The 16,324-nt window shown below is 70.4% G+C and carries 19 protein-coding genes and 1 pseudogene; 10 read left to right on the top strand and 10 right to left on the bottom strand.

The features are described 5' to 3' along the window. The first annotated feature begins 87 nt into the window (after positions 1 to 87). The 3 genes from K6T25_RS04005 to K6T25_RS04015 all read left to right on the top strand — a co-directional run bounded on the left by K6T25_RS04005 (position 88) and on the right by K6T25_RS04015 (position 2,907). Positions 88 to 1,458 carry a glycosyltransferase family 2 protein gene (locus K6T25_RS04005; protein ID WP_222916690.1) on the top strand — a complete coding sequence of 457 codons (1,371 nt, stop codon included), beginning with the start codon at positions 88 to 90 and terminating at the stop codon, positions 1,456 to 1,458. Then, positions 1,455 to 2,498 carry a glycoside hydrolase family 26 protein gene (locus tag K6T25_RS04010; RefSeq protein WP_222916691.1) on the top strand — a complete coding sequence of 348 codons (1,044 nt, stop codon included), beginning with the start codon at positions 1,455 to 1,457 and terminating at the stop codon, positions 2,496 to 2,498. Before K6T25_RS04005 ends, K6T25_RS04010 begins: the two co-directional genes overlap by 4 nt. 79 nt (positions 2,499 to 2,577) lie before the next feature. Beyond that, positions 2,578 to 2,907 (top strand): hypothetical protein, encoded by a 330-nt coding sequence (locus K6T25_RS04015; protein ID WP_222916692.1) that lies wholly within the window; start codon positions 2,578 to 2,580, stop codon positions 2,905 to 2,907. Between the two features lie 16 nt (positions 2,908 to 2,923). On the opposite strand, the gene K6T25_RS04020 is transcribed toward K6T25_RS04015, so the two are convergent. Further along, on the bottom strand, positions 2,924 to 3,217 hold the full coding sequence (locus tag K6T25_RS04020; RefSeq protein ID WP_222916693.1) for a MarR family transcriptional regulator: 294 nt from the start codon (positions 3,215 to 3,217) through the stop codon (positions 2,924 to 2,926). A 138-nt stretch (positions 3,218 to 3,355) separates the two neighbouring features. Here K6T25_RS04020 and K6T25_RS04025 point away from each other — a divergent pair, with 138 nt between their 5' ends. Together K6T25_RS04025 and K6T25_RS04030 are read left to right on the top strand one after the other, a co-directional pair. Beyond that, positions 3,356 to 4,129 (top strand): protein-L-isoaspartate O-methyltransferase family protein, encoded by a 774-nt coding sequence (locus tag K6T25_RS04025; RefSeq protein ID WP_225917800.1) that lies wholly within the window; start codon positions 3,356 to 3,358, stop codon positions 4,127 to 4,129. A gap of 109 nt (positions 4,130 to 4,238) precedes the next feature. Then, positions 4,239 to 5,939 (top strand): alpha-amylase family glycosyl hydrolase, encoded by a 1,701-nt coding sequence (locus K6T25_RS04030; protein WP_222916694.1) that lies wholly within the window; start codon positions 4,239 to 4,241, stop codon positions 5,937 to 5,939. Here K6T25_RS04030 and K6T25_RS04035 read toward each other — a convergent pair whose 3' ends face one another. Beyond that, the gene (locus K6T25_RS04035) at positions 5,940 to 7,997 is read right to left on the bottom strand and encodes a PAS domain-containing protein (RefSeq protein ID WP_222916696.1); all 2,058 of its coding nucleotides are present in this window, start codon (positions 7,995 to 7,997) and stop codon (positions 5,940 to 5,942) included. It abuts the gene before it with no gap. Positions 7,998 to 8,133: 136 nt separating this feature from the next. On the opposite strand from K6T25_RS04035, the gene K6T25_RS04040 reads away from it, so the two are divergent. Beyond that, positions 8,134 to 8,616, top strand: a complete 483-nt coding sequence (locus K6T25_RS04040; protein WP_222916697.1) for a MaoC family dehydratase — start codon at positions 8,134 to 8,136, stop codon at positions 8,614 to 8,616. A 75-nt stretch (positions 8,617 to 8,691) separates the two neighbouring features. Here K6T25_RS04040 and K6T25_RS04045 read toward each other — a convergent pair whose 3' ends face one another. The 5 genes from K6T25_RS04045 to K6T25_RS04065 are packed head-to-tail and all read right to left on the bottom strand — an operon-like array spanning position 8,692 to position 11,529. Then, positions 8,692 to 8,880 (bottom strand): PaaD-like zinc ribbon domain-containing protein, encoded by a 189-nt coding sequence (locus tag K6T25_RS04045; protein ID WP_222917840.1) that lies wholly within the window; start codon positions 8,878 to 8,880, stop codon positions 8,692 to 8,694. Further along, positions 8,880 to 9,347 carry a 1,2-phenylacetyl-CoA epoxidase subunit PaaD gene (paaD, locus tag K6T25_RS04050; protein ID WP_225917801.1) on the bottom strand — a complete coding sequence of 156 codons (468 nt, stop codon included), beginning with the start codon at positions 9,345 to 9,347 and terminating at the stop codon, positions 8,880 to 8,882. The genes K6T25_RS04045 and paaD overlap by 1 nt, the downstream gene beginning before the upstream one ends. Beyond that, positions 9,348 to 10,250: a 1,2-phenylacetyl-CoA epoxidase subunit PaaC gene (gene paaC / locus K6T25_RS04055; protein ID WP_222916699.1), complete on the bottom strand. Its 903-nt coding sequence runs from the start codon at positions 10,248 to 10,250 to the stop codon at positions 9,348 to 9,350. Continuing rightward, on the bottom strand, positions 10,247 to 10,588 hold the full coding sequence (gene paaB / locus K6T25_RS04060) for a 1,2-phenylacetyl-CoA epoxidase subunit PaaB (RefSeq protein ID WP_222916701.1): 342 nt from the start codon (positions 10,586 to 10,588) through the stop codon (positions 10,247 to 10,249). Before paaB ends, paaC begins: the two co-directional genes overlap by 4 nt. Positions 10,589 to 10,590: 2 nt before the next feature. Next, the gene (locus K6T25_RS04065; protein WP_222916703.1) at positions 10,591 to 11,529 is read right to left on the bottom strand and encodes a Phenylacetic acid catabolic protein; all 939 of its coding nucleotides are present in this window, start codon (positions 11,527 to 11,529) and stop codon (positions 10,591 to 10,593) included. A gap of 95 nt (positions 11,530 to 11,624) precedes the next feature. Between K6T25_RS04065 and K6T25_RS04070 the strand changes: the two genes are divergently transcribed. Continuing rightward, on the top strand, positions 11,625 to 12,263 hold the full coding sequence (locus K6T25_RS04070) for a helix-turn-helix domain-containing protein (RefSeq protein WP_222916705.1): 639 nt from the start codon (positions 11,625 to 11,627) through the stop codon (positions 12,261 to 12,263). A 158-nt stretch (positions 12,264 to 12,421) separates the two neighbouring features. Beyond that, positions 12,422 to 12,598, top strand: a complete 177-nt coding sequence (locus tag K6T25_RS04075) for a hypothetical protein (protein ID WP_159668766.1) — start codon at positions 12,422 to 12,424, stop codon at positions 12,596 to 12,598. Between the two features lie 162 nt (positions 12,599 to 12,760). Here the strand turns inward: K6T25_RS04075 and K6T25_RS04080 are convergent. After that, a pseudogene (locus K6T25_RS04080) lies at positions 12,761 to 12,885 on the bottom strand (VOC family protein); the annotation flags it as partial. Positions 12,886 to 13,206: 321 nt separating this feature from the next. Between K6T25_RS04080 and K6T25_RS04085 the strand changes: the two are divergent. Further along, positions 13,207 to 13,512: a HalOD1 output domain-containing protein gene (locus K6T25_RS04085; protein WP_222916707.1), complete on the top strand. Its 306-nt coding sequence runs from the start codon at positions 13,207 to 13,209 to the stop codon at positions 13,510 to 13,512. 76 nt (positions 13,513 to 13,588) lie between these two features. Here the strand turns inward: K6T25_RS04085 and K6T25_RS04090 are convergent, their stop codons facing one another. Next, positions 13,589 to 14,467 (bottom strand): hypothetical protein, encoded by an 879-nt coding sequence (locus K6T25_RS04090; RefSeq protein WP_222916709.1) that lies wholly within the window; start codon positions 14,465 to 14,467, stop codon positions 13,589 to 13,591. A gap of 66 nt (positions 14,468 to 14,533) precedes the next feature. Further along, on the bottom strand, positions 14,534 to 14,965 hold the full coding sequence (locus K6T25_RS04095) for an Ig-like domain-containing protein (RefSeq protein ID WP_222917843.1): 432 nt from the start codon (positions 14,963 to 14,965) through the stop codon (positions 14,534 to 14,536). 165 nt (positions 14,966 to 15,130) lie between these two features. On the opposite strand from K6T25_RS04095, the gene K6T25_RS04100 reads away from it, so the two are divergent. Next, the gene (locus K6T25_RS04100) at positions 15,131 to 16,276 is read left to right on the top strand and encodes an ATP-binding protein (protein ID WP_222916711.1); all 1,146 of its coding nucleotides are present in this window, start codon (positions 15,131 to 15,133) and stop codon (positions 16,274 to 16,276) included. Positions 16,277 to 16,324 lie beyond the last annotated feature (48 nt).

The following is a 16,324-nucleotide window of genomic DNA, read 5'->3' on the forward strand; positions in this document are numbered from 1 at the left end:
AGTTCCAGATCGGTTCGGGATACCGATCTCGTAGTGTCAACCGGACGAACCCAGTCCCCTTCGAGATCGATCGAGAGTGTTCCGCTCGTGAGCGCGGGCGTCGTGTCACCGGAGACAGTTCGAGTCGTCGGGGACGGGTGGGAGTTCGTCGTGTCGTCGCCCGAGGTGTTCGTGGCGTTCGTCCTCTGGCAGCTGTTGCTGTTGTACACCGTTCCGGTAGCGTTCTGGGACTACGAGGTGCTCGTGTACGCGGTCCATTTGTGGCGCCGCGAACGGAGCAGCGACCCCACCGTGTCGTGGGATCTCGACGCCGTCCAGGTGCGTGTCCTGACGATCGACAACGAGCGTGTCGTTCAGCGGACGGTCGACTCGCTGCCAGACGGGATCGTCGACGTGGTCGTCGTCGCGGAGGCGCCGATCGCCGTCGACGGCGCGGAGGTGCTCGTCGTCCCGGAGGAGTTCAGCTGTACGGCGACCCACAAGGGGCGGGCCGTCGAGTGGGCCCGACGCTATCACCCTACCGACCGTGAGTACGTGCTGTATCTCGACGAGGACACGGACGCGTCGGCGCTGACGTGTATCCCGTCGAACGCCGACGTGGTCCAGTTCCGCGAACGTCCGTCCAGAAGCGACGGCCTCCTCCCGTTCCTCGCGGAGATCCACCGGATCGGCTTCAACGTCGAACAGCGGGCGTTCCCGTTCTTCGACGTCCCGTTTTACGCGTGGGGCGGCGGTATCGCGATCCGCCGGAGCCTGGAGGAGCAGGTCACGTGGGACACCCAGACGATCGTCGAGGACTCCGTGTTCCTCTGGCGGGCGGTCCTGGAGTTCGGGGCGACGCTCGAGATCGCCGACGTGTACCTGCGCAACCAGGCACCCCCGTCCGTGTGGGCGATGATCTCACAGCGCCGTCAGTGGCTTACCGGCACGCGGTCGCGGTCGAACCTGCTTCCGCGGGACTACCGGTCGCTGTATCACCTCCGCGATCTCGGGTGGGCGCTGTCGACGTTCGGGCCGCTCCTGTGGGTCGCATCGCTCGCGAGCTACCTCGGGTACACGGATCTCTCGCTGCTTCCGGTGTTCTTCCCGGAGGCGTACACCGCGCTGTCGCTGCTCCTGCTGGGACACGTGTACGCGTGGTCGGTGATCGGGCTGGTCGCCTACCGGCCGCATCCGGCGGTGTGGGTGTTCCTGCTCGTGTTCACGCCGTTCGTCGTCACCCTCCACTCCGCAGGCGCGCTGTACGGGATGGTGCGGCCCGCGAAGTCGTTCGCGGTCACACGGAAGGTCGTCGACGTCGCCCCTGCCGCCATCGAGGACGCACTGATGGACGCACTCGACCTCGACGAGAACCAGCCGAACGCCGAACCCCCCGTCGAGAGCGACGGCGGCGAACACGTACTTCACGAGGCGTCGGCGGACGGGGATCGCCTGTCCCGGACGAAGAGGTCACGATGACGACACGGCGAGGACGACAGGGTGCCCGAAACGCTCGAGCCGGCGCCTCGAGCCGCCCGGCGATCGACGGGTCGGACGGTCGTCTCGGCGGCGCGTTTCTCGGAACGGCACCCGAGTCGCTCGAACGGGCCGCCGCCGCGGAGGCGTGGCTCTCGACCCGACTGGACGTCCAGACCGTCTTCGAACCGTGGGCGACGGCGCCGGCGGCGATCGACGATCTGTTCGACAGGCTGGGGACGCTGTGGGACGCCGGGCGGACGCCGCTGCTCACGTGGGAACCGTACACGCGAACGCCCGCCGAGACGCCGGACGACCTCCTCGACCGTCTCGTCCGCGGCGGGTACGACGAGTACCTCTCGCGATGGGGTCGCTCGCTCGCGGCGTGGCTCGCGGGTCCCGACGGCGAGCACGACACCGACGACGATCGTGGCCTCCTGCTCCGGCCGATGCACGAACCCAACGGCGACTGGTATCCGTGGGCTCCGGCGGCGGCCGGCGTGCCGGCGACGACGTACGTTCGGGCGTGGCGACGGATCCACCGGATCGTGACCGACGAGCTCCCCGCCGGCGCCGCCGTCTCGTGGGTGTGGGCGGTCAACCACGTCGACGTGGGCGACGTTCGCGCCGAGGCGCTGTTTCCCGGCGACGACGTCGTCGATTGGGCCGGTGTCGACGGGTTCAACTGGGGAACGAGTCAGCCGTGGAGCGAGTGGCACAGTCCGGAGGAGGTCTTCGGGCCGATGCTCGTCCGCATCGCCGCCTGTACGACACGCCCGCTGTGTGTGCCCGAGTTCGGCTGCGGTTCCGAGCGCATGGACGGGTCGGACCCGGACGCGAAAAGCGCGTGGCTCGCGGCGGCGTTCGAACTGTTCGGGGACCGCGACGTTCGCCTCGCGAGCTACTTCGGGACCGACAAGGAGACCGACTGGGCCGTGTTCGGCGGCGAACACGGCGCGAACACGTTCCGCATCGGCGGGACGCCGTACCGGACGTACCCGGGGTTCAGACGCGGCTACCTCGCGTTCGTCGACCGCGACTGAACAGTGTCGACCGGTCGTGGCCGCGCGCACCCCTACGCCCGCCGACAGCTGTTTGTCACCTCGGACCGATCTCCGGACGATGCCCTCCAGTCGTGCCCGCGTCGGCTCACGAACTGCACCGACCGCCCGCGCGACGCTCGGCGTGACCGCCGCGTTGCTGACCGTCCTCGCGCTCGCTCGGGCCACCCCGCTCCCCGCGGAGACTACCGTCGTCGCGTGGCCGGCGCTCGCGGCGGCGTTCCTGCTCGATACGGCGTTGTACAACGAGGCGGGGATCGTCGTCGGCGACGCAGGCTTCTGGGCGCTGGCCGTCGTCGGCTGCTACGTCGAGGCGATCGCGGTCGTTGCCGTCGCACGGTGGGTACGGCGCCGTGTCGGTCCGTCGCGACGCGGCGAGCCGTCGTCCTGATCCGGATCCGCCGGGGTCAGCGGGCCTGGGCCGACGATTCTGGCGCGATACCGACCGCCGTGTCGTCGGTCGGCTCCTCGGCGTCGGCGAGCGAGTAGAAGCGCTGGCGGGCGTCCATGATGTTCAACTCCTCGTGCAACACCTCGGCGTCGCGGAGTTCCTCCAGCGCGTACCGCACCGTGCGCTGGGGGAGCAGCGTCTCCTCGGCGAGCGCCGCCTGAGTCAGGCGCTCGTGGTTCTCCAGGACGACGAACACGAGCTTCGCGCTCGGGGGGAGGTCGGCGACTGCCTCGCGGCGGTCTGCGTTCATCGTCTCGGTTCACAGGCGGCACCGCAAAGACGCTCGCCGTAGAGTGCGCGTGTCGCGCACAGCCGTTCCCTGCAGGCCGGGCCCAGTCGTCCGACGCCTAGCGTGCGGTTCATATTCGACGAGCGCCTTCGCCCGATAATGGACGGACCCGACCCGGCGCTGTTGCGCGAGGACATGCTCGACTCTGTCGAGCACAGCCTCGGGCGGTCGATCGCGCCGGCGGTTCGCGAGGCGATGGCGACGGTTCCCCGCGAGGAGTTCGTCGCCGAAGCGCCGTACGCGAACCGTGCGGGCGAACAGGGGGGAGCGCGCGTGCTCTCGCCGGCGACGGTCGCGCGGCTGCTGTCGACGCTCGAGCCGGCCGCGGGCGAGGAGACCCTCGTCGTCGGCGCCGGCGTCGGCTACACCGCGGCGGTGCTCGCGGAGGTCGCGGGAGCGCGCCACGTGCACGCCGTCGACATCTCGCGGCGGCTGGTGTACGACGCGCGCCAGAACCTCTCGGCGGCCGGCTACGACGCCGTGCTCGTCGACCGCGCGGACGGCGCGCGCGGGCTGCCGGCGTACGCGCCCTTCGACCGGATCGTCGTGGAGGCGGCCGCCGTCGAGCCGCCGCCCGACCTCGTCGACCAGCTCGCGCCCGACGGTCGCCTGGTGCTCCCGCGCGGCCGCGGCGCCGACCAGTCGGTCGTCGCCTACGAGTCCGACGACTCCGGGAGCGTTCGCGAGGCCGAGACGGCCGGACCGGTGTCGCTGTCGCCGCTGCTCGTCGAGGGCGAGCAGGCCGGCGCCGGCGTCCGGAACCGTACCCGCCGGGAGGACGCCGAGTTCTCCGAGCAGGGGTACTTCGCGAAGACCGGCTGGGAACACGAGTGGATCGACTGGGACGACCGGCTCGCCGGAACCGACCGCTGAGTCGGACGGTCCGCGCTCGGGTCGTTCACGCCGCCGCGCAGTCGGGGTCGCGTCCTCGTCGCGTCGCTCCGAGGGATTTTACCGCCGGCCGTCCCCACGAGCGAGCGACATGGACGCCGACGCCGCCGACGCGTTCGCGCCGCTCGCCGACGGGGGACGGCCGGAGTGGTACCGCGACGCGGTCGTGTACAGCCTCGACGTGAAGACGTTCCGGGACAGCGACGGCGACGGCTGGGGCGACTTCAGGGGACTGATCGACCGCCTTGACTACCTCGAAGACCTGGGCGTCGACTGCCTGTGGATCCGGCCGTTCTACCCCAGTCCCCTCCGGGACAACGGCTACGACGTGGCCGACTACCGCGACGTGGACGAGCGCCTGGGATCGCTCGACGCCTTCGACGACCTGGTGGCCGAACTCGACGCGCGCGGGATACGGCTGATCACGGACCTCGTGCTCAATCACACGTCCGTCGAGCACGAGTGGTTCCGACGCGCCCGCGAGGACCCCGACTCGAAGTACCACGACTACTACCTGTGGACGAGCCACGTCGACGAGGCGTACCACACCCAGAACATCTTCCCCGAGTTCGAGGACGGCGTCTGGTCGTACGACGAGGTCGCGGGCAAACACTACTTCCATCAGTTCTACGGCTACCAGCCGGACCTGAACGTCGCCAACCCCGACGTACAGGAGGAGCTGTTTTCGATCGCGGAGTTCTGGCTGGAACGGGGCGTCGACGGCTTCCGCATCGACGCGGCCCACCCGATGATCCTCCCGAAGGGGCACGACGCCCACCGGCTGGAGGACCCGCAGCGGCTCTTTCGCGAGCTGAAACGCCGCGCCCGTGCGGTGAACGACGAGGCCGTGCTGCTGGCGGAGGCGGACGACGAACCCGACCGGCTGGACTTCTACTTCGACGGCGGCGAGGGGTTCGACGCGCTGTTCAACTTCGTCGGCAACTCCCACGTCACGTACGGCGTCGGCGTCGGCGACGCCTGGCCGCTGTACCGGATGTTCGAGCAGATCCCCGACGCACAGCCCGACGGTCACGTCTGGTGGGCGAACTTCCTGCGCAACCACGACGAGTGGAACCTCCTGAAGCTCCCGCACGAGGCGCTCGAGCACGCCCGCGAGGAGTTCCGTCAGGGCGGCGACGGGGGCGACTCGTGGATCTTCGGCCGGGGCCACCGCCTCCGGCTGGCGGACCTGTACGACGGCGACCACGACCGGATCGCGATGGCTCACTCGCTTCTGCTGTCGTTGCCGGGCACCCCGATCGTGAACTCCGGCGACGAGATCGGCATGCACGCCGATCTGGCCCTTCCCGAGCGGCAGGCCGTCCGCACGCCGATGCGATGGGACGGCGCCGAACCGAACGCGGGCTTCTCGACGGCCGACCCCGAGGACCTCGTGATCCCCGTCGACGGCACCGGCTGGCCGGGCGTGTATCAGGCGGACGCCGCCGGCCAGCGGGGGCACCCGGGCTCGCTGTTCGAGCGCGTCGCGAGCGCGGTCGACGCCCGGAAGCGGTGCCCCGAGATCGCACGCGGCGACTGTTCGATCGTCCACGTGGAGCCGGACGACCTGTGGGCCCACCGCTTCGATCACGACGGTCGCGTCCTCCTCGCGGTCCACAACCTCGCCAGCGAGCCTCGCGAGGTCCTCGTCGGGTTCGACGTCGATCCCGGGGACGCCGAGCGCGTCCTCGGGGACGCCGACTACCGCGTCGACGACGGCTGCGTCACGGTGACGCCCGACGGGTGCGGGTACCTCTGGCTGCGGGGCGAGACGCGACACAGCGACGGGTGATCACTCCCCGCCGTCGGCGTCGGCGACGATCGGGAACCGAGCGATGACGACCGCGCCGCCGTCCGGGCCGTCCTCGTAGCCCGCGGTTCCGCCGACGGCGTCGATCGTCCATCGAACGAGCCACAGGCCGACCCCCTGCCCGTGCTCGGTCGGAGTCTCGGCGCCCGACTCCAGGGGCGCGCGGCTGTCGAGGGTGATCCCCGGCCCGTCGTCGGCGACGCGAAGCACCGCGTCGTCGCCGTCGACCGACAGCGAACCCCGAATCGTCGGATCCTCCACGTGTTCGATCGCGTTCGAGATCAGCTCATCCGTCACCAGCGAGATCGGGGCGGCACCGGCGACGGTGACCGGCTCGTCGGGCGTCGACACGAGAACCGCCGCGTCGTCGGCGTCGGCCGCGAGCGCGCTCGCGACGTCGACCACGACCGCCGCCGCGTCGACCGGGTCCGAGTCACCGTCGACGGCGACGTCCTCGCGGAACCGACGGGCGCTGTCGGACAGATCGAGGATGTCGGCGGCCGCGTCGCGGATCCGGTCGACGTCGGCTCGCACCGAATCGAGGTCGACAGCGTTCGACGATGCGTCGGAGTCGGGCCGACCGTCCGGTACCACGGCCTCGATCTCGGCGAGTGCGTGGTCGACCTGCTCGGCGTAGCCGAGCACGACGTTCAGTCGGTTGCGGACGTTGTGTCTGAGGACACGATCGAGCACGGTGAGCCGCTGCTCGTGGGACACCCACTCGGTCACGTCGCGCTGGAACCCGAGGTAGTGCGTCACCTCCCCGTCGGGACCACGGATGGGCGAGATATCGAGCGCGTTGTACCACTTCCGGCCGTCGCTGCGCGTGTTCAGCAAGACGACCGACGCCTGCCTGCCGGCGTCGATGGCGCGTCGGAGCCGTGCGACCGGCTCCGGGTCCGTCGCGCCAGTCTGGAGTATTCGGGGGTTGTGTCCGAGGAGTTCGTCGTCGTCGAGCCCTGTGAGCCGCTTGAACTCGTTGTTGGCGTAGATGAGCTGCTCCTCTTCGGTGGAGTGGTCCGCGATGGTGATCCCGACCGTCGCCTCGTCCATCGCGCGCCGGTACAGCGCCAACCGCTCCTCGCGCTCGCGGCGCTGACTGAGGTCGTGGGCGACCACCTGTACGTCGCCGGCGCCGGCGTCGATCGCGGTCAGCTCGACCGGAACCCCGCTCGGCGGACCGGCAGTGGGCTCGATCAACGGCTCCGGGGCCGGCTCCTCCGCGGTGTTCGCGTCATTCGATCCGACATCGACCGTCGACGGCGCCGCACCCGCTCCGGAGTCGGCTGTCGACTCGGCCCCTCCGTCGGCGTCACGGACCACGGTGCGACACAGCGCCGTCTCGACGGGTTCGCTGCGTCCGTTCCGCGTCGCGGCCTCCAGCGCGCGGGCGACGCTGTCGCGGTCGACCGAGGGGACGAGGTCCACGAAGTCGCGGCCATGAACCGCGTCCGCGTCGACACCCAGGATCGACGCGGCGGCGGGGTTCGCGTACGCCACCCGACCGTCGGCGCAGACGAAGACGGCGTCCGGCAGCCGGCGGACGATCCGCCGGTTTCGGTCACGGCTCTCCTCGAGCCCGGTCGCGAAGCGGCGCGCACGGGCGAGCGTCCGTAGTCGTCGAGCGAGCCTCGCGCGCCGGATCGGCGCGTCGATCACGTCGGCGACGTGGTCGCCCGTGTCGCCGAGACGGGAGAGGACGGACTCCGCGTCGTCGGAGCGTTCCGGGACGAACAGCAGCGTCGGGATGTACGTCCCTGTCGACTTGCGGTGGGCGGCGAGCGCGTCGGCGACACCCCGTAACCCGTCCACGTCGAACAGGCAGACGTCGAAGGTCGCATCGAACGGGGCCGGGGCGTCGGGATCGACGATTCGCGGCTCGAGCCCGTCGCCGTCGGCGAGCAACTCGCGGAGCAGGCCGCGGTCGGCGTCGTCTTCGACGACGAGCAGCACCGTGATCCGGGACGGCTCCGCCGGCGCGACCCCGTCGCTCACTGGAGCCTCCGTCCCGTCCGGGTCGGTCGTCGGGTCGTCGGTCATCGACCAACTCCGGGGTGCCGGAGAGGGCGCCGTGGAGGACCGGTCATGGAGGCATCAAGGGATCAGCGTACTTAATCATGAGGAATAGAGTCGTGACACGCGAAACGGTTTTCACGTGATCGAGTGACACGCCGACATGGCATACAGCTACGAACCGCACTACTTCGAGGACTTCGAGGAGGGACAGGAGTTCGTGAGCGTCGGGCGCACCGTCACCGAGTCGGACTTCGTGATGCACTCGGCGCTGACGGGCGACTGGACGGAACTGCACACGAACGCCGAGTACGCCGAGGACAACGCCTTCGGCGAGCGCATCGCCCACGGTCCGATGACGTTCGTGCAGGCGACGGGGTTCGTCTATCGGTCGGGCATCGTCGAGCGCACCGCCCTCGCGTTCCTCGGGATGAACTACATGGACCTCCCGAACCCCGTGTTCATCGGCGACACCATCTCGATGGAGATGGAGGTGACGGAGACGAAGGACGTGTCTAGCCGCGACGACGCCGGCCTCGTCGTCATCGACTGCGAGGTGACGAAGGGGGACGGCACCGTCGTCCTGCAGGGCGACATGAAGTTCCTGATCAAGACGCGCGCCGATGCCGACGACCCGCACGCGTAGTCGAGGAGCGGCCCCGCGGCGACGATCAACGCGTCCACAACACGGTCAACGCGCCCGCGACGACGACCGCGTCCATCAGCCGAACCGCTCGAACGGCTCGCCGCACTCGCGACAGACGTGCATCGAGCGGCACAGGCCCGGCCCCTTCGGGTGCTCGCGCTCGGTGTCGGTCGAGCCGCAGTACGGGCACTCGGCGGGGTCGTCGTCCGCGTCGCCCCCGGCGACCCCCGCGGCGACGCTCGGGTCGGGAACGTTCCGGCGCATCACACGCTCAACCCGAACTCGCGGAGGGCCTCCCGCCCCGCGTCGGTCACCATCGCGACGGTCCACTCCGGCGAGTACCGCAGGCGAACGTCGGCCGCCTCGACGCCCGGCGCCGTCTCGGCCGCACAGCGCACGTCGTTCGTGATCATGTCGCGGGCGGGACAGCCGGTGTAGGTGAGGGTCATCTCGATCTCGCAGCGCCCGTCCCCGTCGACGGCCACGTCGTAGATCAGGCCGAGGTCGACGACGCTGACCGGCATCTCGGGGTCGTCAACCTCGTACAGCGCGTCCCACACGTCCGCCTCGACGCCGGTGGAACCCGCGCCGGTCTTCGGGTACGCCTCGGGCGCCTCGCCGTCCTCGTAGGAGGTGTGCGCGCACGCCTCCGCGTCGGACGGGGCGCCCGTGCCGTCCGCGGCGTCGCCGGCGGACCCGCCCGGCACGTCCGTCGGCATGTTCGTCGGCATCTACGCCTCCTCCCCCCGCAAGCGCGCGGGACGGTCGAAGTCGACCTCGCGGTGCGTCGCGGTGAACGCCTCCCGCAGATCGACCCACGCGTCCGTGTGGCTCCCGTCGCGGCCGCGGGCCTCCGGACGGGTGACCTCGTCGGGCTCCGGGACGACGAGCCCGTACCCCTCCAGCGTCGGGACCACCGTGTCGAGCCACTCCTCTCGCATCGACGCGAGCGACTCGCGGCGGAACCCGGCGGTCCGGATTCCGGCCTCGTGGTCGCCCGGATACCACAGCGACAGCGCGTGCGGGAACAGGTCGTCGAGGGCGGCCTGCAGGCGCCCGCGGGCCTCGTCGTCGCTCGCGAGGCGTTCGAGCCAGCTCAGCGCGTGTTCGCGGTGATACTCCTCCTCGGCGAGCGCCTTGCCGACGCGGTCGGCGAGGGGGGCGTAGCTGGTGTCGACCAGCGCCTCCAGACGGATGCGCTCGGCCACGTCGTACAGGTACGTGCGGACGACGACGTCGCCCCAGCCGTCGTCGGCGAAGGGGCGCTCGACGAGCGTCGCGTGCGTCCAGTCGTCGGCCGGACGGCGCCAGATGCACTCCTCCTCTGAGTAGCCGAGCTCCTGCAGGAGGTCGTACCACAGGCGCGCGTGGCCGAACTCGTCTTGCGCGACGTTGGCGAGCGCGAGGTCCGACTCGATGGTCGGCGCGTAGATCTGCCACTCGGTGAGTCGCTCGGCGTGGACGAACTCGTCGTCCGCGAGGCGGAAGAGCAGCCCCTCCAGCGCGACCTGCCCTTCGGGGGTGAGATCGCCGCGGTCGAGGGAAGCGACAGCGGGCGCGTCGGTCTCGTCGGTCGTGCCGCCGTCCGCGACGCGCTCGGCGTCGCCGTCGGTCGCGTCGTCGCTTCCGCTCATAGCTCGCCCTCCGATTCGAGCTGCTCGCGACGCTTCCGGGCCGCCTCGCGCTGTTCGGCCTCGCTGTCTTCCACTTCCTGGGCGAACGACGCGTCGATGTCGTTGTACGTCATCGCCCAGCGGTAGGACTTGTCGGTGCGGCCGCCGAGGGCGGCCTCCTCCGCGTCGACCTCGCCGATCTCCGACTGCGGCACCACCCACAGGGAGTTGGTCTGCATCCGGCGAGCGTGCTGGATCTGTGCGAACAGCTTCGCCATCTCCCGGTCGGGCGCGTGGACGTTACCGACGTGGCGGTGGTAGTCCCCCGGCTTCTCCTGTCTGAACACTTCCCAGATCATGGTCAGTCGGCCGCCTGCGGCGTTCCCGGGGCGCCGCGCTCCCAGCTGTCGAGGCTCTCGCGGACCCACGCGACGGCCTCCTGCCGGCGGGCGCGCGAGCCGATCTGTTCGTGGCTTCCCTCAAAGTCGTTCTTCGCGATGGTCCAGAACTCCTCCCAGTCGAGGTCGTCCTCGCGGACGGCCATCGTTCCGTCGTCGCGCTCGAAGACCCGGGGATACTCGGGGATCTCCAGGCCGTACTTCTCTGCTTTCGGGATGTACATGTTCAGAAACGAGTTGCGGAGCTCGTCGTTGGAGGTCGTCTTGAGGCCGACCTCCTGTGCGAAGTCGTTGTGGGTGGACTCGTCGTTCGTCGGCCCGAAGAACTGGAGGATGCGCGGCCACCACTCCTCGAACGTCTCCTGCGTGCGCTCCTGTGTCGCCTTCGACCCCCGCATCAGCTCCCGCAGGATGGACTCGCCGTGCTTGACGTGGAACCCCTCCTCGAAGCACACCTTGTCCATCGCGTGGGCGTACGGCGTCCAGCTCGTCGACTTCAGGGTGGCCTGCCGGCGCATGGCGCCGCCGTCGACGAAGAAGTCGATCATCGGCGCCTCGTACCACGAGTCCACCGGGTAGTGGAAGCAGTTGAGGAACGTTCCCTCGCCCGTTTGCAGTTCCGCGAGCATCTCGTCGCGCGTCTTCACGCCGAGCGTCTCGGCCGCGCGGTACAGCAACTGCGCGTGGCCGATCTCGTCTTGCACCTTCGCGGTGTTCGCCAGCTTCCGGTCGAGCGACGGCGCGTGCCGGGTGAACTCCTTGTCGAGGTAGCCGCCCATCACCTCGCTGTTGGCGTGGAACTGGATCATCCGGGTCGCCGCCCGACGGTACTCCTCGGGCATGTCGTCGTTCGGACCGAACTGCCGCGGTCCGGCCCGGTCTTTGACCGCCTCGATGTCCATGATGATCGATCCTTCACGTTGTTGGCCTTACCGATTCGCCCGTTCATACGGGTGTTTTATATGTTGAACACGCTACCGTCCCACACGATCTGCCAATGATCGAGGAGTGTCTCGCCGTCGAGGTGCGCGTGAGCGGCGACGACTGCCCGCTCGCCGAGGCGACGGCGGCGACGCGGGTGCCGGTGCGCGCGGAGCCGCCGCAGTTGCGCGCCGACGGCAACGTCCTCCTTCGGTTCGGGGCGCCGCGCGACGACGACCTCGCGGCGCACCTCGACGCCGACGACCGGATCCGCTACCTCCATCGCTCGCGGGCCGGCGAGCGCGACACCTATCGGTGCCTCTCGAAGCACCCGTGCGCCGTCCACGAGCTCGTCTCGGCGGGACTGCTCGTCGAGGACGTGAGCTACCGCGACGGCGACGCGACGGTCACGGGGGCCGTCGTCGGTCACGAGGTGCTGCGCGGCGTGATGGAGACCGCGGGCGAGACGGTCGGCGTCCGCCTGACGCGGACGTATCCGCTGCGCGAGGAAGCCGATCCCGTCGCCGGACGGTTCGGACTCACCCCGCCACAGATAGCGGCGCTGCGGGCGGCGGTCGAGGCGGGGTACTTCGACGTGCCCCGAGCGACGACCTCAGAGGCGGTCGCCGACGAACTCGGCGTCTCGAAGAGCGCGTTCCTCGAACGCCTCCGGCGGGCGGAAGCGACGCTGTACCGGGAGCTGTTCGGGAGCTGACGAGTGACGAACGGCGGCGCCGCCGAACCGCGGATCAGATCGCACGCCCGCGTCGACACGGTGAATGTTTCCGATTCTCGAATCGCCGTAAAGCGGCGTATCCGGGGCTGAAACACTGGAATCGCGCCAGTTATACCCGCTCGACGGAAACCGCTAGTGTGACGCGAACAGACCTCGATACAGCCGACCGCCCCGTCTCCCTCTCGAGCCACGCCTATCGGATCACCGTCGACGACGGGCGAGAGACGTTCGACGCCCTCGAGATCTGCGACGAGCAGCGTCCCGAGGCGTATCTGATGTCCGACACGGTCCGCTCGCTCGACGCAATGCGGTGACGGACGGGCTGAAGTAGCTTCTCGCGCGCATCGACGTCCAGTTCTCATCGGCGCTCACTCGCCCAGTCGGTCCGCCAGCAGGTCGTCCAGCCACGCGAACTCGTCGTCGGTGACCTCGTGGCCGACGCCCTCGGTCACGTTACCGCCGAGCGCACGGAGCACGTCCCCGTGGTTGACCGTCCGCTTCACCAGTCGGAGGCCAAGCGTCCCGACGTAGAAGTCGAGGTTCGCCTGTGCGTCGCCGACCATCGACGTGACGTGATGGATGCCCGAGTGTCGGTGAACATTCGAATACCGTCCGTTAGGAGCACAGCGTGTTACGTGGCAGCGGCGACGACACCGTGGTCACCGATCGGACGGTGCGCGGTAGACGAGACAATCGAGGGATCGGCCAGTTCAGGCGAAAGAATCAATCACGAGCGCAACGTCCGGTCAGTTATGAACGACGTTGTCGATCGGCGTGGGTTCACTCTCGGCCGTCGATCCGACAGGGTCACCGTCGCCCGTCGACCGACCGGCGGCGACGCGTTCGACCTCGGGGGGACGGTCGGCGGTTCCGACGGTTCCAACGACACCGATAATCGCCCGACCCGCGGCGGAGGCGACCGGTGAACCCCGACCCCGCCGAGTCGGTGTCGGTTACCTACGACGAGGAGACCGGCGAGTACACTGCCACGTTCGACGCGGACGCCCTCGACGCGAGCATCGCGGTCGTCGAAGCGACCGCGTCGATCCGCCGCGAGGCGCCCGATCGCCACGCGCCGCTGTTCGAGGTCATCGATCCGGACGCCCTCGACCGGATCTGTGAACGCAGCAGCAACGACGACACCTTCGTGGAGTTCTCGTATCTCGATCACCGGGTCCGCGTCCGCAGCGGCGGGAACATCTCCGTCGTTCCGAAACCGGCGAAATAGCGTCGCCTGGACTCCAGGCCGTACCCCGGCCGTATCTCCGGCCGCGCCTCCGCCCGTCAGTCTTCGCCGCCACGCGCTACGCTTTTTCGCGTCCACCCTCGTCGCGCGTCGGCTCGTCCGCCGGCACCGTCCCGAGTTCTTCGGGGGGCTGTGTACCGAACGCGTCGCTGTGCGGATCGACGTCGGCGACGAACCGCATCGTCGCGAGGTTCCCCGCGAGGCCGAGGACGGCGCCGAGCGGGAGCCCCACCGCCAGGCCGACGAGCGGAACCGAGACCACGAACGCCGAGATCACCGGCGAGACGACGACGACCGCCGCCACGAACCCGACGGCGTACGAGAGGTACGCCCCGCCGTCGACCGCGAGCGCGTAGGACGCCCGCGTCGCCGAGAGGAGATCCGTCTCCCGAAGGACGAGGAGGTACGGCGTCGCGTACAGGAGGTAGGTCGCGACCGCGATGGCTACCAGCGCGAACAGCATCACGACGATACCGAGTCCGGACGACGCACCCACGAGGAGGACGAGCGGCGAAAGCGCGATCACCGGCGCCACCGTGAACACGAGGAACGCGGGTAGGTAGCGACGGACGTGCCCGCCGAACCGGTAGGGTTCCCCCGCCAGCGCGTTCGCGAGCGACCCGAAGTAGCCCGCGGACAGCGCGCTCGACACGAGCAAGCCGCCGACGGCCAGCGCGAGGGCCGCCGGGCTCCGGACGGCGCTCGGCGGGACGCCGGCGTCGACGCCGCCCCCGTTCGGGACCGAAACGAGGCTCCACGTCGAGAGCACGGACGCCGGGAGCGTGAACCGAACGCCGACGTGAACGCCGTCGAACGCGAGCACGGACTGGATCTTGCCCGTATCCAACGCCGCGAGGACGAGGGGAACCAGCGCGAGCGGGAGATGTGAGAGCGCGTCGTCGACGCCGTCCGAGAGCCGCGTCGTGATGGAGGGCACGGACGGCCGTGTTCTATCCCCGCTCGATAGTCTTTGTGGGAAATGCTGTCGGCGGCGGCCGTGCAATCACTCGGCCACGACGAGTACCCGCGTGTTCCCGCGCCTGTCCGCGTACTGTCCGCCGGCCGGCGGCTTGATCGAGACGCTGAGCGTCCCCTGCTCGCGGTTCGGGCCGAGCGTCGGGGCGACGGCGACCGTCGCCGTGCCGTTCGCCCCGGTTCGGGCGGTTGCGACGCCGTCGAGGCGGGCCGTGTCGCCGGCGACGACGATCGTCGCGTCCGCGACCGGGCGGCCGTCGGCGTCGACGACCGTCACCGAGAGGTCCTGCTCGCCCGGCGTCGTGACCTCCGGCGTCGGGCGCGCGTCGAGTTCGGTGACGGCGAGCCCCTGCACGCCGCTGATCATGTTGAGCATCACGCTGAGGCTGGCGACGCCGACGACGAGCGCGATCACGAGTCTGACCGGGAGCCCCTCGATGGCGCGGTCGTCGCGGCGCAGTTCCGCGAGGCGGCGACGCTCCGTCGCCGCGGCCGAACGGAGTCGAGCGCGGAAGTCGTCTCGGGTCGAGGAGGTGCTGTCGGGAGACACACGTCCCGGTGGCCCCGGATTCGTATTTGAACGCTCGCACGAGGGTTCATCACGGATACCGAGACCATCCCCGCCGTGCACGTGATCGGCAGGGAGAACGGCGGGACCGGGTACGGACGCGAGCCGGAGGGCGACGACGAGTCCCGGTCGAAGGATCGACCGACCGCCGGACCGATCGCGCCGCTCGGGCGGTTTCGCGCCCCGGACGACAGCGTCGGCGCCCGCGTGGCCGTCGACGTCGACAGCCCACACGCGGCGCTCGTCGTCGGTAAACGCGGGGCGGGCAAGACGCACACGCTCGCGGTGTTGGCGGAAGGCGTGGTCGCGGCCGACGGGGTCGCGCCGGTGGTGATCGATCCGATGGGCGTGCTCTCCGGACTCGCGGCCGACGGCGGGACGGTTCACCGTCATCCCCGGGTCAGGCCTGACGCGGTCCCGCCGGCGGCGTGGCCGACGCTGCTGGATCTGGATCCGGCGGGCGCGGTCGGTTCGCTCGTGTGGCGCGCGGTCGCCGAGTCGTCGGCTCCGTCCGTCGCTGCCGCGCGCGAGTACGTCGACGACGCGGACGCCGCCCGCCCGGCCCGTCGTGCCGCGGACACGCACCTCGCGCTCGCGGCCGAGTGGGACGCGTTCGACCCCGACGGGCTCGCGCCGCGGGCGCTGGCCACGGGCGAGCCGACGGTGCTCGACTGCTCCGGTCTCCCGCCGGCCGCGGCCGGGGCGGTCTGTGCCGCCGTCGCCCGCGGGCTGTACGACGCGCGAGTTCGAGAGACGATCGACCGCCTGCCGTGGCTGTTCGTCGACGAGGCGCACGCGTTCTTCGACGGCGTCGCCGGCGACGCGCTGGCGACGCTGCTCACCCGCGGCCGCGCGCCGGGCGTCTCGCTCGCGTGTGCCACGCAACGACCCGCGGCGCTGCCGGCGGTCGCGGTCTCGCAGGCGGACCTGCTGGTGGCTCACCGGCTGCACAGCCGCGCCGACATCGACGCGCTCGCGGCGGCCAGGCCGCTCGCGGTCGCCGACGGCCTCGCCGAGCGGCTGCCGACCGGCGTCGGCGAGGCGCTCGTCGTCGACGACGCGAGCGAGACCGCGACCACGGTGCGGGTCCGCGAGCGCCGGACCCCGGACGAGGGTGCAAGTCCCAGGGCGAGCGACCGCGGTCGAGGCGACCCGGACGGCGAGAACTGCGACCGGGACGATCGAAACGAGCCCGACGAGTGAAGCGTTATCCGGGCCGACACCCAAGCGGGGGCATGGACGTGATGCGGT

Origin of the sequence: Halobaculum rubrum (genome assembly GCF_019880225.1) — an archaeon.
GTDB classification, from domain to species: Archaea; Halobacteriota; Halobacteria; order Halobacteriales; family Haloferacaceae; genus Halobaculum; species Halobaculum rubrum.